This is a genomic window from Amycolatopsis sp. NPDC039088 (assembly GCF_055598845.1).
This window is the reverse complement of the sequence record NZ_JBVKAE010000014.1, coordinates 149,499-174,290: the sequence shown is the minus strand read 5'-3', so window position 1 is coordinate 174,290 and position 24,792 is coordinate 149,499. Positions and strand designations below refer to the sequence as shown.

Genomic DNA, 24,792 nt, shown 5'->3' with positions numbered 1-24,792 from the left:
ATTACCCTGGGTCGAACGATGCCACCGGGCATCAGGTAGTCGAGCACCGAGGATTGGGCGCACGTTGGAACGAGAGCCGGGTGTACCGCCCGAGCGTGCAGGCCGTCCCCGGCGCGAAGGTACGCCGCCCCCGCCGCCCCGCCGCACCGATGGCCCGGTACGCCGTCCGGAGCGTTCAGGACGCCCCGAGCGCCCTGAACGCGGGGAACGCCGTCAGCCGCCTCCGCAGCTCCCGCCCGAACGCGGTGAGCGCCCGCGACGGGCGGTGCCACCGCCGTCCGTTCCTCCGCCTGCCGGGCCCCCGCCGTCCGTGCCACCGCCTCCTCCGCAGCCGGTGGACGGTCGCCGTCCGCGGGTGGTCGGCCGTCCCGACGACGAGACACGGCGGCTGAGGCCGCCCCAGAATCCACCGCAGAATCCGCCGGCACCGAACCAGGCGCCGCCCAAGAAACCCCTGCGGAAGGCCCCTCCGCCCGCGACGCCGCCGTCGCAGTCGACGCCGCCTCCGCCGACCCGGCGTCAGCCGGTCCCGCCGCCTGCGGCACCGTCGCTGCCGCAGCCGTCCCAAAATCCGCCCCAGAATCCACCACAGCGCCGTCCGCCGACGGCGCCGCAGGCGCTCAACCAGACACCGCCCCCGCCTCATCGAGGACGCCGTCAGCCGCCACCGGTCCGCCCGTGGCAGGTGGACCGGCGCGACGAACCCGACGCGACGCGGTTCATCCCGCGCACGCCCGGTGTCCCGATGGGATCGCGCTGGCCGGTCGCCGACCCCGACGTCCTCCGCCCGTACGACCAGCTCGCCACGCAGGTCATGCCGGCGATCAAGGACGCGCCGCTGGTCAAACCGCGGCCGGGGGACACCGGTGAACAGGACGTCGCCGCCCCGGCGAAGGCGCCGTCGATCGCGAAGTCCAGCGGCCGGATGGCGATCGCCTCGCTGATCAGCCGGATCACCGGCTTCGCGTGGAAGCTGCTGCTGGTCGCCGCCATCGGCGCCCAGGTCGAGAACGACTCGTTCAACGTCGCCAACACGATGCCGAACATCATCTTCGAACTGCTGATGGGCGGTGTGCTCTCCAGTCTCGTCGTCCCGCTGCTCGTGCGGTCGCAGGACGACAAGGACGGCGGCGAGGCCTACACGCAGCGGCTGGTCACGGTGGCGGGCACGCTGCTCGTCGTCGGCACGGCCGTCGCCGTCATCGCGGCACCGCTGATCACCAAGCTGTACGTCGACGACAAGGGCCAGGCGAATCCGGAACTGGTCACCGCGTTCGCGTACCTGCTGCTGCCGCAGATCTTCTTCTACGGCGTGTTCGCGCTGCTCTCGGCGATCCTGAACGCGAAGCACATCTTCGGCCCGACAGCCTGGGCGCCGGTGATCAACAACCTGGTCGTCATCTTCACGATCCTCGTGGTCTGGATCATGCCGGGGAACATCTCGACCGACCCCGTGTCGATCACCGACCCGAAGCTGATGACGCTCGGCCTCGGCGTGACCGCGGGCATCGTGGCGCAGTCGGTGCTGCTGATCCCGCCGCTGCTCCGGTCCGGGTTCAAGTTCAAATGGCGCTGGGGCATCGACAAGCGCATGAAGGAGTTCGGCGGGCTCGCCCTGTGGACCGTCGGCTACGTCGCGGTCAGCCAGGTTGGTTACACGATCACCACCCGTGTTCTGACCAGCGGCTCACAAGGCGGTGTGACCGCGTACAGCAACGCGTGGCTGCTCTTCCAGCTGCCGTACGGCGTCATCGGTGTCTCGCTGCTGACCGCGATCATGCCGAGGATGAGCCGCGCGGCCGCCGACGGCGACCACAAGAAGCTGATCGGCGACCTCTCCTACGCGTCGCGCCTCTCGACGGTGACCCTCCTGCCGATCTCCGCGGTGATGACCGTCGTCGGCGGTTCGGTCGGCATCGCACTGTTCACCTTGGGCAAGGGCACGGTCGAGAACGCGTCGCGGATGGGCGAGGCGCTGGCCATCTCCGCGTTCGCGCTGCTGCCGTACGCGCTGGTCATGCTGCAGATGCGGGTCTTCTACTCGATGAAGGACGCGCGGACGCCGGTGCTGATCATGATCGTGATGACCGTGGTGAAGGTGCCGCTGCTGTACCTGTGCCCCGCGCTGCTGTCGCCGGACAACATCGTGCTCGGCGTGATGATGGTCAACGGCCTCACGTTCGTCGTCGGCGCGATCCTCGGCCAGGTTTGGCTGTGGGTGACCCTCGGAAACCTCCGGAGCAAGCGGGTTCTCGGGGTGATCCTCTTCACGGTCGTCGCGAGTGTGCTCGGGGTCGGCGCGGCCTGGCTCGCCGGGCAGATCGTCCCTGACTCGTTCGGGCCTACTTTCCATGCCTGGGTGAAACTTCTCCTGCAGACGGTGGTCGGGATCGTCGTGTCGTTCGGCGTGCTCATGGCCCTGAAGGTCGAGGAATTGAAGCCCGCCACGGCCAGAATCACCCGGTTGATCAAGCGCGGGTAACGATTCACGCACGGATGGCGCGCGTTCACGCGTCGTATTCTGGGTACTCTCGGGGTGGGAGCTACGCGGGAGAGTGCGGTGGATACGAGACGGAGCGAACAGGCAGGGGAGGCGAGCCAGGTGGGCATCCGGGCCCAAAGCGGGTCGCTGGCCCCTGGCCGGGTCGTCGGTGACGGCCGGTATCGCCTGCTCGCACAGTTCGGGGTGGACGAACGAGCCGCCGCGCACCTTTGGCGTGCCCGCGACGGGCAGCTGAAGCGGGATGTCGCGCTGACGCTGCTGGTCGGTGACCCGGCGGACGCGGAAGCCGCGAGGCTCGCGCGCCGGACGTTGGAGCGTGCCGCGCACGCCTCGAAGTTCGGTCACGGCGGGGTCGCCCGCGTCCTCGACGTGCTCAGTCTCGGCAGCGGCGTCACCTCGAGCGAAGGTCTGCTCGGTGTCGTCGTCGCGGAATGGACCAAGGGCAGCGACCTGGTCGACCTGGTGGCGCAGCGTCCGGTCGCGCCCGCCGCGGCGGCCAGGATGGTGCAGGCGCTGGCGGAAGCCGTCGACCACGCCCATCAGAACGGTCTCGTTCTCGGCCTCGACCATCCGCAACGGCTGCGGCTCACCCCGGACGGCGCGCTGAAGCTCGCCTTCCCCGGCCCGCTTCCCGAAGCGACCCTTCGCGACGACGTCAAGGCGCTCGGCGCGGTCCTCTACCTGCTCCTGACCGGCCGCTGGGCGCTGCCCGGCGGTCCAGCCGCGATCCCCGCCGCGCCGCTTTCGCCGAACGGACGGGTCATCCCGCCGCGTTCGCTGGTCCCGACGGTCCCGGTCGAGCTGTCCTCACTCGCCGTCCGCACCATCGAGGACGGCGGCCACGGCGGCATCCGCACCAGCGCGGCCATCCTGCGTGTGCTGGACCAGGTCGCCGAAGCCGAGGAACGCACCCAGCTGATCAAAGCCGTCGGCGAAGACGAAGCGGTCGCCGAACCGGACGGCACCGTCTGGACGACGAAAAAACCGGTCAAGGACGTCGCGCGGCGCAAGAAGCTCGCGTTCGGCGTGACCGTGCTGGTCGTCGCCACCGTGGTGATCCTCGCCTGGGGCGGGATGATGCTGATCAACCTGTTCCAGGGCGAATCGAAGTCCAGTGGTCCGCAGATCAACGTCGCCGCGTCGCCGTCTTCACAGGTCACACCGCCTCCGGGCGAGCAACCCCCGCCGGGTCAGCAACCGCCCGCGCCTCCCGGCGTCGGCGCGGCGGTGAAGCCCTCCGCGGTCGCCGTGTTCAACCCGGGCAGCAGGGGCGACAGCCCAGGCCGCGCCAAGAACACGACCGACGGCGACGCGGGCACCGCGTGGAAGACCGACGAGTACGACAAGCAGTTGCCGGTACTCAAGGACGGCGTCGGGCTGATCATGACCTTCAAGGATCCGATCAACCTCAGCCAGATCAAGATCGACGCAGGAAGCCCCGGCTCGAAGGTCGAGATCCGCACCGCCGACAAGAAGAACCCGAAGCTCGACGAGACAAAGGTCGTCGGCAGCGGGGAACTCGCGGCGGGTGAATCGACCATCGCGTTGCAGCAGCCACAGCAGGGTCAGTACTTCATCATCTGGATCACTCAGCTGGGTGAAAATGACGAAGGCAAGTTCATCACCGAAATCAAAGAGCTGACGTTCCTGCCTGCGGGGTGACGCAGATCAAGGGGTCAGTAGGCTCTCCCGAGTGACAGCTGCAGCTCCCACGGACGCGGATCTCATAGCGGCCCATGCCGCCGGGGACCCGCACGCGTTCAGTGAACTGGTCCAGCGACATCGAGACCGCATGTGGGCAGTGGCCCTGCGCACCGTGCGGGATCCGGAAGAAGCCGCGGACGCCCTGCAGGACGCCTTCATCTCCGCGTTCCGCGCAGCGGGCAATTTCCGCGCCGAATCGCAGGTCACGACGTGGTTGCACCGCATCGTCGTGAACGCGTGCCTCGACCGCATCCGGCGGGGCAAGGCCAGACCGACCGTCCCGCTGCCCGAGACCGGGCAGTTCAACGAGCCGGCCTCGCCGCGCGACTCGATGTCCGAGCGCGAGACCAGCCTGGTGGTGAAGGAAGCCCTCGACCAGCTTCCCGAAGAGCAACGTGCCCCGATCGTGTTGGTCGACGTCGAGGGATACTCCGTCGCTGAGACGGCGAAGATGCTCGGCATCGCGGAGGGCACGGTCAAGAGCAGATGTGCCCGAGGTCGCGGAAAGCTCGCGAAGGTTCTCGGACATCTGCGGAACCCCGATGCGATTGCGAACGTCCCAACTCACGAAAGCAAACGAGAGCGCGCTACCCCGCAACGGGGTGCCAGGCGTCCTCAGGGCACGCCGGGTGACGGGGAGGGACGATGACAGACGAGAGCAGGGGGATCGGTGGGACCGTCGGTCCGCCGTGGTCTGTCGATGTGCTCGCCGACCTGCACGCAGGTGTGCTGGACGAGCGGGAGGCGGCCGAGCTGTGGCCGCTGGTGAACGCCGACCCCGAAGCACTGGCGATCATCGAAGCACTCGAAGCGACCACGGCCGACCTCGCGGAACTCGCGAACGAACCGGTCGCGCCCATGCCCGCGGAGTTCGCGGCCCGGCTCGACGCGGCACTGGCCGCCGAAATGCGGGCGACGCCTGCGTTTCAAGGCACACCTCAAGCACAGCAGGCGCAGGTGGCCCCGGTGGTGGACCTCGCGGCAGCACGGCGGAAACGGAACAAGCGGATCGGCTGGGGCGCCGGGATAGCGACCGTGGCCGCGGCGGCCATCGCCGCCGTCGCGATCGTCGTGCCCACCACGCAGCAGACGACGCCCGGCGGTGTCGCGCAGCCCCCGCCCGCACCCACTGGCCCTTCGGTCGGCGGAGACGGCGGCGGAGCGGAAGCCCTCGTCGGCAAGGCGATCGGCGTCCGTGACTTCGGCTCGCTGAAGACCGAAGAACGGCTCGACGCCTGTGTCGCGGCCGCCGGACTGGACCCCGACGTACGCCCGGAAGGCATCCGGCCGGTGAACGTCGCGGGCAAGGACGGCGTGATGGTGATCTACACCACAGGCAAACTCGCCCAGTTCCGCATCGTCGCGTTCGGCGCCGACTGCGGCCCCGGCAACCCGGCTCTCCTCTTCGACAAGATCATCGGACAGAAGTAGCCGGTCCGGAACCTCATCGGTCCCTCGCTCCCCACCAGCCCCATTTCGGGGGAGCGAGGGACCTTTGCTATCGCGCTAGTTTTCCTAGCGGCGCTAGAGGTCGGATCTCAGTGCCGCCGCAAGCGTGGAGAAGTAGCGGCGGTCACGGGCGGGAACACCGGCACCTACGATCGTGTTGAGCCTGGTGAACAGGTCACTACGAGCGGAGGTCACGGGTGGCTGCCGAGGAGATCAGGAACCTGATCGTCATTGGATCTGGTCCTGCGGGGTACACCGCCGCTGTCTACGCGGCACGAGCGCAGCTTGAACCGTTGGTGTTCGAGGGCACTCAGTTCGGCGGTGCGTTGATGACGACGACGGAGGTCGAGAACTTCCCCGGCTTCCGCGAAGGCATCCAGGGCCCCGACCTCATGGAAGAAATGCGCGAGCAGGCCAAGCGTTTCGGCGCCGACCTGCGGCAGGAGGACGTCGAGTCCGTCGAGCTGACCGGTGAGGTCAAGTACGTCTTCGCGAACGGCAAGCGTTACGCGGCCCGCGCGGTCGTGCTCTCGATGGGCGCCGCGGCGCGCTATCTGAACGTCCCGGGTGAGCAGGAACTGCTCGGCCGGGGTGTTTCGGCCTGTGCCACCTGCGACGGTTTCTTCTTCCGCGATCACGACATCGTGGTCGCCGGCGGCGGCGACTCCGCGATGGAGGAGGCGACCTTCCTGACGAAGTTCGCCAAGTCCGTCACGATCGTCCACCGCCGCGAGGAGTTCCGAGCCTCCAAGATCATGCTGGAGCGCGCCCGCGAGAACGAGAAGATCAAGTGGGCGCTCAACAAGCAGATCACCGAGGTCGAGGGTGACGGCAAGGTCGAGGGCCTCAAGCTCAAGGACACCGTGACCGGCGAGGAGTCGAAGCTGGACGTGACGGGTTTCTTCGTCGCGATCGGCCACGACCCGCGCAGCGAACTGGTGCGCGGTCAGGTGGACCTCGACGAGGACGGTTACGTGCTCACCCAGGGCCGCACTTCCTACACGAACCTGCCCGGCGTGTTCGCGGCCGGCGACCTGGTCGACCGGACCTACCGGCAGGCGATCACCGCCGCGGGTTCGGGCTGCGCCGCCGCGATCGACGCGGAACGATGGCTGGCGGAACACGCCGGTGTCGAGGCCGCGCAGGAAACCCCCGAGCTGGTCGGCGGCGGCTACGGCGCCTCCGCCAACTGACTCCACAGCACCCCGTTCACCACCCCAGAGGAGACACCATGAGCAACACCGTGAAGGTGACCGACAAGTCGTTCGTCGACGACGTGCTGACGAGTGAGAAGCCCGTCCTGGTCGACTTCTGGGCGACGTGGTGCGGTCCGTGCAAGATGGTCGCCCCGGTGCTCGACGAGATCGCGGCGGAGCACGGCGAAAAGCTGACCATCGCGAAGCTCGACATCGACGCCAACCCGAACACTGCGCGTGACTACCAGGTGATGTCGATCCCGACGCTGATCCTGTTCCAGGGCGGCAAGCCGGTGAAGCAGATCGTCGGCGCCAAGCCGAAGGCCGCGCTGCTCTCGGACCTCGCCGACGTCCTCTGATCTCGCGTTCACCTGCCGAAACCCGGGGCCTGCCAAGGCTCCGGGTTTCGTCGTTCCGCCGACCGGGTACTTCAGGTCGTCACGGCAACATGATCATGGCGCTCGACCGGGTTTCACGAACGAGGAGTCGACGCACTGACCGGGCCTCCGCGCTCACCGAGAGTTCACAGGGCACAATAGAGCACCGGGGTTCGCCCCGCAGAGTTTTCACGTCGTGCATCGAGCTCGATTCGGTGCCCCAAGGGAAGAGCGAGGAGTGCATGCGGGTACTCCGCCGCGGTGACGCCGGGCCGGACGTCGCCGAGATCAGGTCCACGCTTGCGGCGATGGATCTGCTCCCGCCGGTGACCGAATCCGGGGAGTACGAGGTCTTCGACACGCCTATGGAACACGCCGTGCGGGCGTTCCAGCAGCGTCGTGGGCTCATCACCGACGGCCTGGTGGGCCCGGCGACCTACCAAGCACTCCGTGGCGCCAGCTTCCACCTGGGGAGCAGGCCGCTGGCCTACATGTTCGCGGCGCCGGTGCACGGCGACGACGTTTTCGCCCTCCAGGAGCGGCTGACCGAACTCGGTTTCGACGCCGGCCGCCCGGACGGGCATTTCGGTGCGCAGACCGAACGCGCGCTCAAGACCTTCCAGCGCGACATGCGCCTGGTCGCCGACGGCATCTGCGGTCCGGCCACCATCCGCGAACTGCACCGTCTTTCCTCGCCGCGGGCCCGCGGCGGCCGCCCCGTCTTCCTGCGTGAGCAGGAGCAGGTGCGCCAGGCTGGCCCCCGGCTGCGCGGCAAGCGCATCGTGATCGACCCGGGCCACGGCGGCGAAGACCTCGGTGTCGTCGCCGGTGGCCTGCGCGAAGCGGACCTCGCCTGGGATCTGGCGCGACGGCTCGAAGGCCGGATGAAGGCCACGGGTATGGAGGCGCTGATCTCGCGCGGCCCGAACCAGAGCCCCAGCGAAGGTGAACGCGCGAAGTTCGCCAACGAGGCGGGCGCCGACCTGTTCCTTTCGCTGCACAACGACCAGAACCCCTCGCCCAAGGCGCAGGGGGTGGCGAGCTTCCACTTCGGCACCGGCAACGGCACCACCTCGACCGTCGGTGAGCTTCTCGCGGGCTTCATCCAGCGTGAGCTGGCCGTCCGGACGGGCATGCTCGACTGCCGCACGCACTACAAGACCTGGGAGATCTTCACCCGCACCCGCTGCCCGGCGGTGCGGATCGAGATCGGCTACCTGACCAACCCGGAGGACAGCCGCAAACTCGCCGACCCGGCTTTCCGCGACGTCGTCGCCGAAGGCATCCTGGTCGCCGTGAAGCGCCTCTACCTCCTCGGTGAAGGGGACCAGCCGACCGGCACGTTCACCTTCGCCGACGTCCTGGCCCACGAACTCGCCAAAGCGGAGTAGCCAGTCCTCCACACCCGCACGCGGGCGCACAATCCCCTGCCGACACTCTCGGCACAACCGGTTGTGTGCCCTCTCCCCGGACCACGCCACCCCTAGCCCCACGCGGTGCGCAGCCCCCGCCCTTCCCGGGGGGCGTCCCCAGGTCCAGCCTACCCATCCACAGATTTTCCACCGCTCCTATCAGGGATCTGTGGATAACTCGGCGGGTTACCCACAGCTGTCCCCAGGGTGGGGGATGGCCGCTGCGCGCGCCCGAAAACTCTGCTAGGGCCGCGCAATAAAGGGGCCTTTCATAGCGAATTTCGCAATGAAGGACGCTTTCATCGCAACCGGATTCGAACCCTCCGGGAAGGCGAAGCTCAGGCGCGACCCATGCTCGGCTCGGCGGTGGTGATGGAGACCTGGCCGAGCAGCCGTTCGAGAGCCGCCTCCACGTCTTCCTTCCACGAGATCGCCGACCGGAGTTCCAGCCGCAGCCGCGGCCACCGCGGATGAGGCCGCACGGTCTTGAACCCGACGCTCTGCAGGAACGCGGCAGGCAGCACGCAACTGTGCCCGCCGTCCGGATCGGTCTCGTCGGGCTTGGCGTCACCGAAGGCCTCGATCGCGCGGACACCGCGTTTCGTCAGATCCTTCGCGACGGCCTGCACCAGCATCCGGCCGAGTCCGCCGCCCTGGAATTCGGGGAGGACCTGGAAGGCGGTCAGCAGGACCGCGTCCGGTCCGGGCGGTGAAGTGGGGAAGGCCAGCGAACGCGGCACGGCGTTCGGCGGCGCGTAGAGCACGAAGCCGACGGGCAAGGTGTCGCTGTAGACGATCCGGCCACAGGAACCCCACTCCAGCAGCACGCTGGAGACCCAGGCTTCCTTTTCGACCTCTGTCGCGCCGTATTCCTCGGCCTGTGCCTTCAGATGCGGCGCCAGCTCCCAGTACACGCAGCGGCGGCAGCTCTTGGGCAGATGTTCGAGGTTGTCCAGGGTTACGCCCACGACGCGACGCGACACCGACAAACCTCCCTGAACGACGACACCCGACTCAGCCCTGTCCCGAGCACGGCTCGCTGAAGGGGTCCAGACCGAGGATAGGCCGATGTGATGAACACCGGAAGGCCAGGGCCCCACAAGGGAGGGTGGTTACACTCGATGGAACTACCAGTCGGTAGCGACTATGTCCACTTCGAAGCACGGGTGAAGCGCCTGATGACCGAGAACCGCCCTGTCCGGCCACAGGCCGGCCGACACAACCTCGACCCGCATCTCGACCGCTACGCCGCGCGTACGGCCGGAATGACTGCTTCCGAGATCAGGGCCTTGTTCGCGGTCGCCAGTCGCCCCGAGGTGGTATCGCTCGCCGGCGGGATGCCGAACCTCGCCGCTCTTCCGTTGGACACCTTGTCCACGCAGGTCGGCGAACTCATCGCCGAAGAAGGTTTGGTCGCGCTCCAGTACGGCTCCGCGCACGGCGTCCCGGCGCTGCGCGAACAGATCTGCGAGGTCATGGCCCTCGAGGGCATCAAGGCCCACCCGGACGACGTCGTCGTGACCGTCGGCTCCCAGATGGGCCTCGACATGGTCACCCGGCTGTTCTGCGACCCGGGCGATGTCGTCATCGCCGAAGGACCGTCGTACGTCGGCGCGCTCGGCTCGTTCGCCGCGTACCAGGCGGACGTCGTCCACGTCGCGATGGACGACCACGGTCTGGTCCCCGAAGGACTGCGCGCCGCCCTCGCGGAGACGAAAAAGGCGGGCCGGCGGGTCAAATTCCTCTACACGATTCCGAACTTCCACAACCCCGGTGGCGTCACGCTGGCCGTCGAACGCCGCGCCGAGATCGTGGAGATCTGTCGCCAGCACGACATCCTCATCGTCGAGGACAATCCGTACGGCCTGCTCGGCTTCAGTGGCCAGACGTACCCGTCGCTCCGCTCGATCGACCCCGACAACGTCGTGTACCTGGGCTCGTTCTCGAAGACCTTCGCCTCCGGCCTGCGGGTCGGCTGGGTGCTCGCACCGCACGCCGTCCGGGAGAAACTGGTGCTCGCGGCCGAGTCCGCGACCCTTTGTCCGCCGACGCTTAACCAGTTGATCGTGTCGCGATACCTCTCGACTCACGACTGGATGGGTCAGATCAAGACCTTCCGCGAAAACTACCGGGAGCGCCGGGACGCGATCCTGTCCGCGCTCGATCAGCATATGCCGGATGGCTGCACCTGGACCAAACCCGACGGCGGTTTCTACGTCTGGATGACCGTCCCCGAAGGCGTCGACACGAAGGCGATGCTGCCGAGGGCCGTCACCGCCCGGGTCGCCTACGCCTCCGGAACCGGTTTCTATGCCGACGGTTTCGGCAGCAGACAGCTCCGACTTTCCTATTGCTACCCGACGCCCGAGCGGATCCGCGAAGGCGTCCGGCGGCTCGCCGCGGTGCTCGAGTCCGAAATGGACCTCGCGCGTACCTTCGGTAACGTGAGCCCACGCTCGATCTCGGGGCCGCAGAACCCCTCTCCGGACACGGTCTGATCGACCGGGCGTCCCCATAGACACAAAGGAGTCCTCGGTGGTCGACCGCACCGTTGCCGTGCTCGCAGGCGGACTTTCCCACGAACGCGACGTCTCTCTCCGCTCCGGACGCCGGCTCTCCGCCGCGCTGCGGGAGGAGGGTCTCCTCGTCGAAGAGTGGGACACCGACGCAAGCCTGCTCGAACGTCTTCGCACCCAGCGCCCCGACGCGGCCGTCGTCGCCCTTCACGGTGGTGAGGGGGAGAACGGCTCGGTGCAGACGGTGCTGGAAATGCTGGACGTGCCGTACGTCGGTACCAGCTCGCAGGGCTGCCGACGCGCGTGGGACAAGCCGACGGCCAAGGCCCTGGTCGCCAATTCGGGCTTCACCACGCCGGACTGGGTCGTGCTGCCGCACAGCATCTTCCGCGAACTCGGCGCGCAGGCCGTACTGGACGCGATGGTCGAAAAACTGGGCCTGCCCCTGATCCTCAAGCCCCACCAGGGCGGTTCGGCACTGGGCACCCAGGTCGTCAAGGAGGCCGCGGACCTGCCCGCCGCCATGGTCGGCTGCTTCGCGTACGGCGACACCGTTCTCGCCGAAAAGTACATAGAAGGCGTTGAAGTGGCCGTGACGGTCATCGAAGGCGAAGCGGGACCTGAGACCCTGCCCGCAGTCGAGATCGTGCCGGAGAGCGGCGTGTACGACTACACGGCTCGCTACACCGCCGGGCTGACCGATTTCTTCACCCCCGCGCGGATCTCCGACGAGGCCGCCAAGGCGGTCAGCGAACTGGCCGTCGCCGCGCACCGGCAACTCGGGCTTCGCGACATCTCGCGGACCGACGCGATGGTCGCCGAGGACGGCACGGTCTACTTCCTCGCGGTGAACCTGTCGCCGGGCCTCACCGAGACCTCGACGGTGCCGATGGCGATCGAGGCCGGCGGCGCCACGCTCGGATCGGTCTTCGCCGACCTCGTCGGACGAGCGGTTTCCCGCAAGAGCTGAACCGGATTCGACGAAGGGGACTTGCCCGGGACGGGCGAGTCCCCTTTTTCATTTCCGCGCTACCGCCACGATCTGATAGGCGTCCTCGTAGATGACCACCCCGGGGTCCGCCGACCGGACGGTCTCGCACGGAACCTCGTGCGCCTTCAGAATCGAGAGGTAGCCGTCGACCCGCTCGATGAAGACGCGGGCGGTCGCTTTGAACCACGCCGCGGCGCCGGGGTTCACCGCCGCGTCGTAAACGCTCGGATCGCTGTGTGCCGGGTTGATGAAGTTCGCGTCATACCAGTCGTTGTTCGCCCGGCGAAACGCTTCTTGCTCGGCGGTGAGGCGACCGGCTCGAGCGAGGCCGTTGACGAGACCGAAGACGCCGGTGAAGTTCCCTCGCTTGTCGCGCGTTGGGCTCTGAAAGCGCACGAGGGAAAGCTCGCTCGCCGACTCCTCCTCGATCCGTTTCACGGGAAACATCTCAACCACTCAGCGTGACTCCGTTCTCAGCGCTCCGCAATCGTCACCGTGACAAAACGACCTGGGGTGATCCCTAATCGGTTTCTGGTGTCTGATTTGCCTGATTTTGATCCATGAGCGCGACGATGCGTTCAAGATCGTCAACCGACCCGAATTCGAGGGTGATCCGGCCCTTCCGGCGGCCGAGGTCGACCTTCACCCGGGTGTCGAACCGGTCCGAAAGCCGGTTCGCCAGTTCCTGGAGACCCGGTGCCTGGATCGGCTTGCGAGGAGCGGGCTTCGGCTTGGCCGGTTTCTCGCTCTTTTTGAGCGTGACGGCTTCCTCGGTCGCGCGGACCGACATGCCCTCCGCGACGATCCGTGCGGCCAGCTCTTCCTGACTTTCAGCGTCCTCGAGTGAGAGCAACGCCCGTGCGTGCCCGGCCGAAAGCACGCCGGCGGCGACCCGTCGCTGGACCGCGAGGGGGAGTTTGAGCAAGCGGATCGTGTTCGTGATGACCGGGCGGCTACGTCCGATCCGGCCGGCCAGCTCCTCGTGCGTGACCGCGAACTCGTCGAGCAGCTGCTGATACGCGGCCGCCTCTTCGAGCGGGTTGAGCTGAACGCGGTGGATGTTCTCGAGCAGCGCGTCGCGCAGCATCGCCTCGTCGGCGGTCTGGCGGACGATCGCCGGGATCGCCTCCAGCTCCGCCAGCTGAGACGCGCGCAGCCGCCGCTCGCCCATGACGAGCTCGTACTCGTCGGGCCCGAGCTCCCGGACCACGATGGGCTGCATGAGCCCGAACGCGCGGATCGAATGCTCGAGCTCGTTGAGCGCCTCTTCGTCGAAGACCTGCCGCGGCTGCTTCGGGTTCGGCTTGATCTGGCTGACCGGCACCTCGCGGTAGACCGCTCCGGCCACCGCGCCACCGTGCGAACCGGCAGCGCCGTTGGCCGCGAACCAGCCCTTGTCGTCCGGCCCGGTCGGACCGGACGGAGGAGCGGGGACCGCGGCGGAACCGTTCTCGGCCGGGGCCGCAGAGCCCGGTGGCGGACCGGTGGGGATCAGGGCGGCGAGCCCGCGCCCGAGCCCCCCTCTGCGCTCACTCATGCCGTACCGCTCCTTTCTTTCATCTCCGCCCCACGCTGGGCGATCTCCTTCGCCGCGTCCACGTAGCTCATCGCACCCCGTGAACCCGGGTCGTACGCGAGGACCGTCTGCCCGTACCCGGGCGCCTCGGACACCTTCACACTGCGCGGGATCACCGTCTTGAGAACAGTGTCCCCGAAGTGGTTCCGGACCTCGTTCGTCACCTGATCGGCCAGCTTCGTCCGGCCGTCGTACATGGTGAGCAGAATCGTGGAGACGCTGAGTTCGCGGTTCAGGTGCTTCTGGACGAGCTCGATGTTGCTCAGCAACTGCCCCAGACCTTCGAGCGCGTAGTACTCGCATTGAATCGGGATCAGCACCTCCTGCGCGGCGACCATCGCGTTGACGGTCAGCAGACCGAGCGACGGCGGGCAGTCGATGAAGACGTAGTCGACGCCGATCTCGTCGAGGATCTCGGACGAGAGCGCCTCCTTGAGCCGCATCTCGCGGGACGCCATGGAGACGAGTTCGATCTCGGCGCCGGCGAGGTCGATGGTCGCGGGAACGCAGTAGAGGTTCGAAGACTGCTCGCTCTGCGCGGCCGCTTCGGCGAGCGACACCTCACCGATCAGGACCTCGTAGATCGACGGCGTGCCGGACCGGTGGTCGATGTCGAGTGCCGTGCTGGCGTTGCCCTGTGGGTCGAGGTCGATCACGAGCGTCTTGAGCCCGTGGACGGCCAGGGCGGCGGCGAGGTTCACCGTGCTCGTCGTCTTGCCGACTCCGCCCTTCTGGTTGGCGACCGTCAGCACGCGCCGACGGGCGGGCCGGGGGAGCGCGCCCTCCTTGGGGTGCAGCACGCTGGCGGCTCGGACGGCTTCCTCGGCGATGGGCGTCCAGCCGAGTTCGCGGCCAGTGCTCGCGGGGTCGGACGGTGGGGGAGTCACCGGTCTTGAACCTCCTCTGTAGTGGAAGTTGGCGTCGTTCTGCGTTGTTTCACGTGGAACCGGACTAGCTACGCCTGCCGCGCGGCCGAGACGGTTTCGGAGGCAGACGGTGAATCACGACGACCGTGCTGGGGACCTCGAGCACCTTGGTGCCGCACTCGAAGACCTCCGGCTCGCCGCCACCGGCCTTCCGGACGGCAGCGCGATCGCGTTCGATTTCCTCTCCAGCGCTCGCTCCTTTGAGGGCGACCAGAGCGCCTTGGGAACGCACAAGCGGAAGGCACCAGCTCGCGAGCCGGGCCAATGGGGCAACGGCCCGGGCGGTGACGACGTCCGCGCCACCGAGCTCCTCGCGCACCTGCCGCTCTTCCGCGCGCCCGCGGACAACGGTGATGGGGAGTTCCAGCTTCTCGGCAACCTCGGCCAGCCAGTCGACCCGGCGAGCCATCGGTTCGAGCAGAACGATATCGAGGTCCGGTCGACTGATGGCGAGCGGTACACCCGGAAGCCCCGCGCCCGACCCGACGTCGACCACGCGGGCGCCGCCGGGGATCCGTTCGCCGATCACGGCGGAGTTCAGCACGTGCCGCTCCCAGAGCCGGTCGACCTCGCGGGGACCGATGAGCCCGCGCTCGACGCCGTGACGCTCCAGAAGTTCGACATAGCCGACGGCTTGCTCGACGCGGTCTCCGAACACCTCCGTCGCCGCGCTCCGTACCGATGCGGCGACCCCGTCCAAGCCCACTCTCGCTCCCTCAACCTCGACGCCGTTTCACGTGAAACGCGCTCCACTGATTGTCCATGACGCCGGGGGCAAAGCGGGGAGACAGACCGCAACTGTGGACAACTCCACTCGTCCCGGAGACCACGCGTGGCGTTTCACGTGAAACGCCACGCGTGTAATTCACTCCGCGACGGCGACCCGGCGACCGTGCCCTATAGATAAGGAAGCGGCCCGCCGGATGACCGGCGGGCCGCTTCGCTCAAAGAACTCGTCAGGCGGGGAAGATGACGACCCGGCGCTTCGGGTCCTCTCCTTCGCTCTCGCTCTTGACCCCGTCGACAGCGGCGACCGCATCGTGCACGACCTTCCGCTCGAACGGGCTCATCGGCTGCAGCCGGACGCGCTCACCGGAGGAGAGCACCGTCTCCGCGGTGGAGCGGCCGAGCTCGCGAAGCTCCTCGCGACGGTCCGCACGCCAGCCCGCGACGTCCAGCATCAGCCGGCTCCGCGAACCGGTCTCCTGCTGGACCGCCAGCCGCGTCAGCTCCTGCAGCGCTTCGAGCACGGTGCCACGCGGGCCGACGAGCTTCTCCAGATCCTCGCCACCGTCGATGCTGACGATCGCGCGGCCCGCCTCGACATCGAGATCGATGTCGCCGTCGTAGTCCAGAAGGTCGAGCAGCCGCTCGAGGTAGTCGCCGGCGATGTCGCCCTCCTTCACGAGGACGTCGTCGTCGACACCTCCCTTGCGAGCGGTCTCGTCAGCGACGTCCTCGGTCCCGGCCGCGCTGTTCTCCTCGGCGTCGATCGTGTCGATCGTCTCCGCCATTCTTAGTCTCCTCTCCAGCCCGGATCGGCGTCAGCGACGCTTCCGGCCTGATTTCTTAGTCGAGTCCGAGATGAGACCGGGCACGTCCGTGCCGTTCTCCTTCGAGCCGTTCGTAGACGACTCGGTCGCCGTGTCCTTGGCGTCCGTCTTCTCCGCGGCGGGAGCGGTCTGGGCGAAGCCGTGAGGCGAGCCCGCCTTCTTGACCTGACCACCGGAGGACGGCTTGTTCTTCTTCTGCTGGACCGGCTTCTGACCGGGACGCGGCGCGGTCGGCTTCTGGCCGGGCTTCGGGCCGAGGTTCGCGCGCTTCTCCTTCTCGGCCTGCTTGCGGGCCTCTTCTTCCTTGTCGATCTTCGTGTAGACGAGACGCTGCTGCATCAGGGTCCAGCCGTTGTTGGCCAACCAGTAGAAGAGCAGACCGAGCGGGAACAGCGCACCGAAGATGAGGACACCGAGCGGGAAGATGTACATCGTCAGCTTGTTCATCATCGCGGTCTGCGGCGTCGCCGACTCGGGGTTCTGACGCTGGACCGAGTGCCGCGCGGTGAGGTGCGTGGCGATGCTGGCGACGATCATCAGCGGGATCGCGACGGGGGCGACGTGCCAGTGGAAACCGGCGGGCGCGTTGCCGCCGCTGACCACGCCGACACCGGTGTAGATGGCTTCACCGAGGTTGGTGCCGAACAGCTTGGCGTTGACGTAGGACTCGACACCGGACTGGGTGAAGAAGTAGTTCTCGGTCTTCGGTCCGCCGTACGGGTTGATGGTGAACATCCGCAGGACGTGGTTCAGACCGATGAAGACCGGGATCTGAAGCAGCATCGGAAGGCAGCTGCCCAGGGGGTTGACGCCGTGCTCCTTCTGGAGCTTCTGCATCTCCATCGCCTGGCGCTGCCGGTCGTTGGCGTACTTCTTCTGGACCTTCTTCATCTCCGGCGCGAAGTCCTGCATCTTCTTCATCGACCGGACCTGGTTCACGAACGGCTTGAACATGATGCCGCGGACGGTGAACGTCAGGAAGATGATCGCGAGGATCCAGGACACCGCGTTCGCCTCACCGAACACGAGCCCGAAGACCTTGTGCCAACACCACAAGATGAAGGACACGGGGTAGTAGATGAAGTCGAGCACTGAGCTACTCCTCGATCGGTGTTTCAGGTCGGCGGCGGCGCCACGAGAACGTCTCGGGAACCGGATCGCGGCCGGGCGGAGTCCACGGGCCGCAGCGCAGCAGTCGCCGGGCCGCGAGATAACCACCGCGGCCGGCGCCGTGCCGGGTCAGTGCCTCGACGGCGTACGCACTACAGCTCGGGTAGAACCGGCACGCCGGAGGAAGAAAAGGAGAGATCGCCTTGCGGTAGAGCTTGATGGGCAGCAGCAGTACCCATGCCACCGGGCCCGGCCGGGCCTCTTCGGTGGTCTCGTTCTCGGTGGCTCGCATGCCGTTACACCGCAGATCCGTTGTCGGGGGGTCGCGCCTGGCGGGACTTCCCGGTGACGACGGATTGCCCGGACAGCCCGAGGCGCCGCAACGACGCGTCGAGGTCCGAACCGAGTTCCGCGCTGGACGCGTCCGCGGCCGGTGGTAGTGCCCGTATCACCAACGAGCTCCCCGGCGGCAGTGTTCCGATCCTGGCGGAAATGAGATGCCGCAACCGGCGGGTGACCCGGTGGCGGACCACCGAGTTGCCCACAGCCTTGCTCACCACAAAACCCGCCCGCGCCGCTTCGGCGGCATCGGGCGGGTCCGTGGTCAACGCATGGACGACGAGGCGGCGCCTGCCTGCCTTGGCCCCACGCCGCATCACGGCACGGAAATCCTCACTGCGCCGCAACCGAGCGGCGGCCGGCAGCACGACGTCCCTCGACGGCGGCCGGATCAGGCGGACAGTGCGCCGCGGCCCTTGCGACGGCGAGCCGCCAGGATCGCCCGGCCGGCGCGGGTCCGCATCCGCAGCCGGAACCCGTGGACCCGGGCGCGTCGGCGGTTGTTCGGCTGGAAGGTGCGCTTACCCTTGCTCACGACTAACTTCTCCTGTTTCTCGGCCGCCGGGAACGGTTCGACCCGTTCCTGGCGTGTCGTGCTGACGCACGGCAGTCTCTGGTGTCTCCTACCAACGTGTGGCCTCGTCACGTCGAGCGACGACAACGTGGGCACGCGAAACGCCCCCGCTGTATACGGGAGACCTTACGAGGGTACGCACCCACCGGCTGGGCTCGGCAGGCACCCCCTCGACCACGGACCGCGACCGGGCGTGGAGAGTGACCATCCGCGACGCGAAGGCACCGAATGGCAACACGCCGTACACCGTGAAATGCTTGCGCACGAGGACGCCTTGTGGCAACTGGCGGGGCTTGTTAGCGTGCCCCTCCCGGGTTTTCGCCGAGGTGGAGCGGCGCAGGTGCCCGGTCGTCCTCGGGATGTGGAGGCGTCCCGCCGGCATACGTTGAGCCCGCAGGTGACGTCGCCGCGGGCCGCCGTACATTAGTGCACAGCTGTGGACAACTATGTGGATATTTGCTGTGCGCATGAACTGATCGGGCCATGATGACGCTCGACGGAGCTTTTCCGGGCGTTCGCTTGAGTGATCTCGCCGCACGCACCGATGAGGGGAGGGGAGTCAGGCAGGTGTCCGATCACCAGCACAACCTTGGCGTCATCTGGGAACAGGTCGTGCGCGAACTGTCCGACGGCACCCTCTCCCCGCAGCAGCGCGCCTGGATGCGGGTGACCCGGCCGATCGGCCTCCTCGACGGCACCGCCTTGCTCGCCGCGCCCAGCGACTTCGCCAAGGAAGCGATCGAACGCGCCCTTCGCGGCGCGATCACCGAAGCCCTTTCGCGACGGCTCGGCCGCGCGGTCTCTCTCGCGGTGAAGGTCGACAGCACCGAGACACACACCGCGATGGCTGCCCCCGCGCCCGGTCCTCGCTACGACCCGTCACCCGGCCGGGTGGAAAACGGCTCCGGCCCCCCGCATGGCACCCCTCCGCTGCCCGAGGGCGACGGCATGCTGTCCCCGAACCGGCCTCGGCCCGAGCCGCCGAAACCGCGGCCGCCGATGCAGCCGAGGCACCCGGTCGACAACAGCCTCAACGACGGCGATGACAGCGATGAAGAAGTCGACGAAGAGGGCGAGGCCCTCGCCGCCGTGACCGAGATCTGGCCGACGTTCTCCGGCCAGCCGATCGCGGGCCAGCCCTACACCGCGCCGGCGCAGCCGCAGACGTCGAAGACGAAGCTCAACGAGAAGTACACCTTCGACACCTTCGTCATCGGTGCGTCGAACCGTTTCGCGCACGCCGCCGCGGTCGCCGTCGCCGAAGCACCGGCGCGCGCGTACAACCCGTTGTTCATCTGGGGTGAGTCCGGACTCGGGAAGACCCACCTGCTGCACGCCGTCGGGCACTACGCCCAACGGCTCTTCCCAGGCATGCGCGTGCGGTACGTGTCGACCGAAGAGTTCACGAACGACTTCATCAACTCGCTGCGAGACGACCGCAAGGTCGCGTTCCAGCGCCGCTATCGCGACGTCGACATCCTGCTCGTCGACGACATCCAGTTCCTGGAAGGCAAAGAAGGTACGCAGGAAGAGTTCTTCCACACCTTCAACACCCTCCACAACACGAACAAGCAGATCGTCGTCTCCTCCGACCGCCCGCCGAAGCGCCTCGAAACGCTGGAAGACCGGCTGCGCACGCGGTTCGAGTGGGGCCTCATCACCGACATCCAGCCGCCCGAACTCGAAACGCGGATCGCGATCCTTCGCAAGAAGGCCGCGCAGGACAGGCTCGCGGTACCCAACGAGGTGCTGGAGTTCATCGCTTCGCGCGTCGAGGCGAACATCCGGGAACTCGAAGGCGCGCTCATCCGCGTCACCGCCTTCGCGTCGCTGAACCAGCAGCCGGTCGACGTCGGACTCGCCGAGATCGTGCTCCGCGACCTCATCCCCGATTCGCACGCGCCGGAGATCACCGCGCCGACCATCATGGGCGTCACTTCCGAGTTCTTCGACGTGACACTCGACGACCTCTGCGGCCCCGGCAAGACGAAGGCGCTCGCGACCGCGCGTCAGATCGCGATGTACCTCTGCCGCGAACTGACCGACATGTCGCTGCCGAAGATCGGGCAGACCTTCGGCGGCCGCGACCACACGACGGTCATGCACGCGGACAAGAAGATCCGCAAGGAGATGGCCGAACGCCGCCGCATCTACGACCAGGTGCAGGAGCTGACCTCCCGCATAAAGCAACGCGCCCGGCAGTAATCCCTTAGCACACAAGGACTTCAGGGGCTCTCACCGTCCAGGTGGGAGCCCCTTCTTCATGCCCTCTTCCAGCTCAAGCGGCCGTCCACATAGGCCAGAAGCGCGTGTAGAGCCGTGAAGAGCGGGTACCTCGCCGACATGACGTACGCGTGCGAAGCAGCCGAAGAGCGCCTACGCACGCTTCGCGATTTCCCTTGTGTACAAAGGAAATCCACATGCTGTGGGTACCTTGTGCACAACTCCCGCAGGCTCCGGGCCAGCGGCGACCGGGTTTCCATCCACATCCCGCTCACAGGCAGTCCACAGCATTTCCACACCATGATCCACACGCTGTCCCCAGGTTGTCCCCATTCTGTGCACAAGGATTACCCGTGCCGCTCGGATCACTCTCCCGAGCGATTCCGGTCACGAACCGGGCCCACAGCCCCTGGGTACAAATCGCCGCGCAGCTGGGGATAACCGTGGGGACAACTGTGGATGACTGTGGACAGATCGAGCGCCGCCCGAAACCATCCACCGACGGTCCGAGCTGTCCACCGTCCGTACACACCCGGAGTCCACAGGGTCCGAGGCGTCCGGACCTGCGCGAACGAGGCTTGTCCACACAATCCACAACGCCTATTACTACTGCTGTTCTTAGTTCTTCTTAAGAAGGGAATAAAACAAAAACAGGCGAAGGACGAATCTGGGGACAGCTTCGAGCCGTGTCGTCTTGTCGACAAAACCAAGGGGAGGCCGAGGTGACGCGGACCCCGGCGACGGCCTAACGTGGGTCACTGCACCTGGTCTGCGTGTCGACGTGCGTTCGCGTCCTCGCCGGACCGGACAAACCTGCGAGGCACCTGGCCATCGCGCTCTCCGGCCGCGGTGACCCGTTGAGCTTTCGAGCCGTCAGGGGCTCGGCTGTCGAAAGGAAGCGCGCATGAAGATCCGCGTCGAGCGTGACGGGCTGGCCGACGCCGTCGCGTGGGTGGCGAGAAGCCTCCCGTCGCGGCCTCCGGTCCCGGTTCTGGGCGGTGTCCTGCTCGATGCGGGATCCGACGGGACGAGTGACGCACTCACCGTCTCCGGATTCGACTACGAGGTCTCCGCCACGGTCGGCGTCCCGGCCACCATCGCCGACGGCGGCCGCCTCCTGGTCTCCGGCCGTCTGCTGGCCGACATCACCAAGTCGCTGCCCGCGCAGCCGGTCGAGATCTCCGTCGACGGCGCTCGCGCGACCATCACCTGCGGCTCCGCGCGCTTCTCCCTGCCGACCATGCCGGTCGAGGACTACCCGCAGCTCCCGTCCCAGCCCGCCTTCGCCGGCGAACTCACCGGCGACGCCTTCGGCCAGGCCGTCACCCAGGTCGTCGTGGCCGCGGGCAAGGACGACACCCTCCCGATGCTGACCGGGATGCGGCTGGAGATCTCCGGCTCCTCGCTGACCCTGGTCGCCACCGACCGCTTCCGGCTCGCCATGCGCGAGTTCACCTGGGAGCCCGCCGAGGGCCTGTCCGACGCCGCGGTGCTCATCCCGGCGCGCACCCTCGCCGAGGCCGCGAAGACGCTCGGTGCCAGCGGCGCCAAGATCCGCCTCGCGCTCGCCAGCGGTGAGGGCCTCCTCGGCCTCTCCGGCTCCGGCCGCTACACCACGACCCGTCTCCTCGACGCGGAGTTCCCGCCGTACCGGCAGCTGCTGCCCGCGCAGCACACGTCACGCGCGGTCATCGAGGTCTCCGCGCTCGCCGAGTCGATCAAACGTGTTTCGCTGGTCGCCGAACGTGGCACCCAGGTGCGGCTGGAGTTCAACGACGGTTCGCTGCGGCTCTCGGCCGGTGGCGACGACGAGGGTTCGGCCGAAGAAGAACTTCAGGTCGATTACGAAGGTGAGCCGGTGACCATCGCGTTCAACCCGGGTTATCTCGTCGACGGGCTCGGCGCGCTGAACGCGAACCGGGCGGAACTGACGTTCACCACGCCGAACAGGCCGGCGCTGATCAAGCCCGCCGACGAAGAGGGCAACGTCGTCCCCGGCTACCTGTACCTGCTGATGCCGGTCCGGCTCCCGGGCTGACCGGCCTTCGTTTCTGTTCGCACCAAAGGGGATCTTCATGGCTCAGCTGGGACTTATCGGCCTCGGCAAAATGGGGTTCAACATGCGCGACCGGCTGCGCGGCGCCGGTCACGAGGTGATCGGTTACGACCGCAACCCGGACGTCACCGACTCCACGTCGCTCGAGGACATGGTGTCCAAACTGGACGGTCCGCGGATCGTCTGGATCATGGTGCCCGCCGGTGAACCCACCCGGCAGACCGTCGCCGAGCTCGGCAATCTGCTGTCCGAGGGCGACCTCGTGATCGACGGTGGCAACTCGAAGTACACCGACGACCGCATCAACGCCGACCTGCTCGCGGCGAAGAACATCGGCTACCTCGACTGCGGTGTCTCCGGTGGAGTGTGGGGCAAGGACAACGGTTACGGCCTGATGGTCGGCGGAGCCGCTTCGGATGTCGAAAAGGCCATGCCGATCTTCGACGCGCTTCGCCCCGAGGGCCCGCGCGAAGAGGGCTTCTCGCACGCCGGCGCCGTCGGCTCCGGTCACTACGCGAAGATGATTCACAACGGCATCGAGTACGGCATGATGCAGGCCTTCGCCGAGGGCTTCGAGCTGCTCGAAGCCGCGAAGGTCGTCGAGAACGTGCCCGCGGTCATCAAGGGCTGGCAGCGGGGGACCGTCGTCCGCTCGTGGCTGCTCGACCTGCTCGTCCGCGCGCTCGACGAAGACCCGGAGCTGGACGACCTCGAGGGTTACGTCGAGGATTCCGGCGAAGGCCGGTGGACCCTCGAAGAGGCGATCAACAACGCGGTGCCCGCGCCGGTCATCTCGGCCGCGCTGTTCGCGCGGTTCGCCTCCCGCCAGGAGGACTCCGCCGCCATGCGTGCCGTCGCCGCGCTGCGCAACCAGTTCGGCGGGCACGCCGTGAAAAAGGTCCAGTGACGACGGCCGGCCACTAGGCAGACGGGTTGTACCTCAGACATCTCCAGGTCACCGACTTCCGGTCCTGGCCACTGGCCGATCTCGCGCTCGAACCCGGGCCGACCGTCCTCGTCGGACAGAACGGCCGCGGCAAGACGAACCTCCTGGAGGCGATCGGCTACATCGCGACCCTGGGTTCGCATCGCGTCGCGACCGACGCACCCTTGGTGCGGCATGGCTGTGAACGCGCGCTGATCAGGGTCGCGGTGGTCAACGACGACCGCGAGCTGACGGTCGAGCTGGAGATCACCCCGGGCAAGGCGAACCGCGCGCGGATCAACCGCGGCGCGGTCGGCAAGCCCCGTGACGTGCTGGGCATCCTGCGCACGGTGCTGTTTTCCCCGGAGGACCTGGCACTCGTGCGCGGGGATCCCGGCGAGCGCCGGCGCTTCATGGACGAGCTCCTCGTGCTGCGGGCGCCCCGGTACGCCGGGGTCCGCGCCGACTACGAGAAGGTGCTGAAGCAGCGGAACGCCCTGCTCAAGACGGCGGGCAAGCGGCGTACGGGACGTGAAGACCCGTACGCGTTGTCGACGCTCGACGTCTGGGACGACCACCTCGCGGTCGCCGGGGCGGCGTTGCTGGCAGCTCGGCTCAACCTCATCGCGGACCTCGCGCCGTACGCGGCCGCCGCCTATATGGGCGTCGCGCCCGACTCGAGACCGGCGAAGATCGCGTACAGGTCCAGCCTTGGCGAAGCGATGCCGGAGGGCTACGGCGTTCCGGACGGTCCACGCGCCGAAGAAGCGGTACTCAAGGAAGTGCTGGTAGAAGCGCTGGGGCGGTCCCGGAACCTGGAGCTGGAGCGCGGGGTGAGCATGGTCGGCCCGCACCGGGACGAACTCGACCTCATCCTCGGCGAAGCGCCGGCCAAGGGCTACGCGAGCCATGGGGAGTCCTGGTCGTTCGCGCTCGCACTGCGTCTGGGAAGCTACGAGCTCCTGCGTGGCGAGGCCGGGGAACCGGTGCTTCTCCTGGATGATGTGTTCGCCGAGCTGGACCGGCGTCGCCGGGCCCGGCTGGCGGAGGTGGCGGCAGGTGCCGAGCAGGTGCTGGTGACCGCCGCCGTGGATGAGGACGTACCCGCCGAACTGGCCGGGCACCGGTTCCTCGTGGCAGATGGTGAGATCAACCCAGAGTGATCCCGCGAGCGGACACCCGGGGTGATCGGCGCCACAGCAGTTGCCCACCGATCTGGGGACAAACCTGTGGACAGTGTGGATAACACCGTGAACGCGTTATCGCCCCGCGTGACCAAGGGGCCCGAAAAGCGGCTTGACGCCTCCCAAAAGGGGGGTAACCCCAGTGAGGGAAGTCTGTTCGACACGCAGAGTGAACAGC

Annotated in this window: 23 protein-coding genes; 13 read left to right on the top strand and 10 right to left on the bottom strand. The window is 67.6% G+C overall.

Annotated elements, in window-relative coordinates; genetic code table 11:
- The first annotated feature begins 334 nt into the window (after positions 1-334).
- From murJ to ACZ7KI_RS20020, 7 genes are all read left to right on the top strand, one after another.
- Complete coding sequence (gene murJ, locus ACZ7KI_RS20050) at positions 335-2,482, top strand: murein biosynthesis integral membrane protein MurJ (protein WP_470274644.1); 2,148 nt, start codon at positions 335-337, stop codon at positions 2,480-2,482.
- A gap of 120 nt (positions 2,483-2,602) precedes the next feature.
- On the top strand, positions 2,603-4,165 hold the full coding sequence (locus tag ACZ7KI_RS20045) for a protein kinase family protein (protein ID WP_470274643.1): 1,563 nt from the start codon (positions 2,603-2,605) through the stop codon (positions 4,163-4,165).
- Positions 4,166-4,196: 31 nt separating this feature from the next.
- Complete coding sequence (gene sigM, locus ACZ7KI_RS20040; protein WP_037308644.1) at positions 4,197-4,856, top strand: RNA polymerase sigma factor SigM; 660 nt, start codon at positions 4,197-4,199, stop codon at positions 4,854-4,856.
- Positions 4,853-5,638: a hypothetical protein gene (locus tag ACZ7KI_RS20035; RefSeq protein ID WP_470274600.1), complete on the top strand. Its 786-nt coding sequence runs from the start codon at positions 4,853-4,855 to the stop codon at positions 5,636-5,638. The genes sigM and ACZ7KI_RS20035 overlap by 4 nt, the downstream gene beginning before the upstream one ends.
- A 215-nt stretch (positions 5,639-5,853) precedes the next feature.
- Positions 5,854-6,849, top strand: coding sequence for a thioredoxin-disulfide reductase (trxB, locus tag ACZ7KI_RS20030; protein ID WP_470274599.1), 996 nt, complete (start codon positions 5,854-5,856; stop codon positions 6,847-6,849).
- A 38-nt stretch (positions 6,850-6,887) separates the two neighbouring features.
- Positions 6,888-7,211 (top strand): thioredoxin, encoded by a 324-nt coding sequence (trxA, locus tag ACZ7KI_RS20025; protein WP_061981640.1) that lies wholly within the window; start codon positions 6,888-6,890, stop codon positions 7,209-7,211.
- A 260-nt stretch (positions 7,212-7,471) separates the two neighbouring features.
- On the top strand, positions 7,472-8,620 hold the full coding sequence (locus ACZ7KI_RS20020; RefSeq protein ID WP_061981639.1) for an N-acetylmuramoyl-L-alanine amidase: 1,149 nt from the start codon (positions 7,472-7,474) through the stop codon (positions 8,618-8,620).
- A 359-nt stretch (positions 8,621-8,979) separates the two neighbouring features.
- On the opposite strand, the gene ACZ7KI_RS20015 is transcribed toward ACZ7KI_RS20020, so the two are convergent.
- Positions 8,980-9,624, bottom strand: a complete 645-nt coding sequence (locus ACZ7KI_RS20015; RefSeq protein ID WP_465459656.1) for a GNAT family N-acetyltransferase — start codon at positions 9,622-9,624, stop codon at positions 8,980-8,982.
- 195 nt (positions 9,625-9,819) lie between these two features.
- On the opposite strand from ACZ7KI_RS20015, the gene ACZ7KI_RS20010 reads away from it, so the two are divergent.
- Positions 9,820-11,139 carry an aminotransferase-like domain-containing protein gene (locus tag ACZ7KI_RS20010; RefSeq protein ID WP_470274642.1) on the top strand — a complete coding sequence of 440 codons (1,320 nt, stop codon included), beginning with the start codon at positions 9,820-9,822 and terminating at the stop codon, positions 11,137-11,139.
- A 37-nt stretch (positions 11,140-11,176) separates the two neighbouring features.
- Positions 11,177-12,127 (top strand): D-alanine--D-alanine ligase family protein, encoded by a 951-nt coding sequence (locus tag ACZ7KI_RS20005; RefSeq protein WP_470274598.1) that lies wholly within the window; start codon positions 11,177-11,179, stop codon positions 12,125-12,127.
- A gap of 48 nt (positions 12,128-12,175) precedes the next feature.
- On the opposite strand, the gene ACZ7KI_RS20000 is transcribed toward ACZ7KI_RS20005, so the two are convergent.
- The 9 genes from ACZ7KI_RS20000 to rpmH all read right to left on the bottom strand — a co-directional run bounded on the left by ACZ7KI_RS20000 (position 12,176) and on the right by rpmH (position 18,187).
- Entirely contained in the window at positions 12,176-12,586 is a 411-nt protein-coding gene (locus ACZ7KI_RS20000) for a hypothetical protein (protein WP_470274597.1), read from the bottom strand.
- Positions 12,587-12,668: 82 nt separating this feature from the next.
- Positions 12,669-13,685, bottom strand: a complete 1,017-nt coding sequence (locus ACZ7KI_RS19995) for a ParB/RepB/Spo0J family partition protein (protein WP_470274596.1) — start codon at positions 13,683-13,685, stop codon at positions 12,669-12,671.
- Positions 13,682-14,611 (bottom strand): ParA family protein, encoded by a 930-nt coding sequence (locus tag ACZ7KI_RS19990; RefSeq protein WP_061981634.1) that lies wholly within the window; start codon positions 14,609-14,611, stop codon positions 13,682-13,684. Before ACZ7KI_RS19990 ends, ACZ7KI_RS19995 begins: the two co-directional genes overlap by 4 nt.
- Before the next feature lie 64 nt (positions 14,612-14,675).
- Positions 14,676-15,356, bottom strand: a complete 681-nt coding sequence (rsmG, locus tag ACZ7KI_RS19985; protein WP_470274595.1) for a 16S rRNA (guanine(527)-N(7))-methyltransferase RsmG — start codon at positions 15,354-15,356, stop codon at positions 14,676-14,678.
- Between the two features lie 250 nt (positions 15,357-15,606).
- A complete protein-coding gene (locus tag ACZ7KI_RS19980; RefSeq protein WP_470274594.1) occupies positions 15,607-16,164 on the bottom strand; it encodes a Jag family protein in 558 nt (185 codons plus the stop codon).
- Between the two features lie 30 nt (positions 16,165-16,194).
- The gene (gene yidC, locus ACZ7KI_RS19975) at positions 16,195-17,295 is read right to left on the bottom strand and encodes a membrane protein insertase YidC (protein ID WP_470274593.1); all 1,101 of its coding nucleotides are present in this window, start codon (positions 17,293-17,295) and stop codon (positions 16,195-16,197) included.
- Between the two features lie 4 nt (positions 17,296-17,299).
- The gene (yidD, locus tag ACZ7KI_RS19970; protein WP_470274592.1) at positions 17,300-17,605 is read right to left on the bottom strand and encodes a membrane protein insertion efficiency factor YidD; all 306 of its coding nucleotides are present in this window, start codon (positions 17,603-17,605) and stop codon (positions 17,300-17,302) included.
- A gap of 4 nt (positions 17,606-17,609) precedes the next feature.
- Positions 17,610-18,020 carry a ribonuclease P protein component gene (gene rnpA / locus ACZ7KI_RS19965; RefSeq protein WP_465500244.1) on the bottom strand — a complete coding sequence of 137 codons (411 nt, stop codon included), beginning with the start codon at positions 18,018-18,020 and terminating at the stop codon, positions 17,610-17,612.
- A gap of 23 nt (positions 18,021-18,043) precedes the next feature.
- The gene (gene rpmH, locus ACZ7KI_RS19960; RefSeq protein WP_005154511.1) at positions 18,044-18,187 is read right to left on the bottom strand and encodes a 50S ribosomal protein L34; all 144 of its coding nucleotides are present in this window, start codon (positions 18,185-18,187) and stop codon (positions 18,044-18,046) included.
- A 606-nt stretch (positions 18,188-18,793) separates the two neighbouring features.
- Between rpmH and dnaA the strand changes: the two genes are divergently transcribed.
- From dnaA to recF, 4 genes are all read left to right on the top strand, one after another.
- The gene (dnaA, locus tag ACZ7KI_RS19955; RefSeq protein ID WP_470274591.1) at positions 18,794-20,431 is read left to right on the top strand and encodes a chromosomal replication initiator protein DnaA; all 1,638 of its coding nucleotides are present in this window, start codon (positions 18,794-18,796) and stop codon (positions 20,429-20,431) included.
- 922 nt (positions 20,432-21,353) lie between these two features.
- Positions 21,354-22,487, top strand: a complete 1,134-nt coding sequence (dnaN, locus tag ACZ7KI_RS19950) for a DNA polymerase III subunit beta (protein WP_470274590.1) — start codon at positions 21,354-21,356, stop codon at positions 22,485-22,487.
- Positions 22,488-22,524: 37 nt separating this feature from the next.
- Complete coding sequence (gene gnd, locus ACZ7KI_RS19945; RefSeq protein ID WP_470221551.1) at positions 22,525-23,412, top strand: phosphogluconate dehydrogenase (NAD(+)-dependent, decarboxylating); 888 nt, start codon at positions 22,525-22,527, stop codon at positions 23,410-23,412.
- A gap of 26 nt (positions 23,413-23,438) precedes the next feature.
- Entirely contained in the window at positions 23,439-24,593 is a 1,155-nt protein-coding gene (gene recF / locus ACZ7KI_RS19940; protein WP_470274589.1) for a DNA replication/repair protein RecF, read from the top strand.
- The last annotated feature ends 199 nt before the right edge of the window (positions 24,594-24,792 follow it).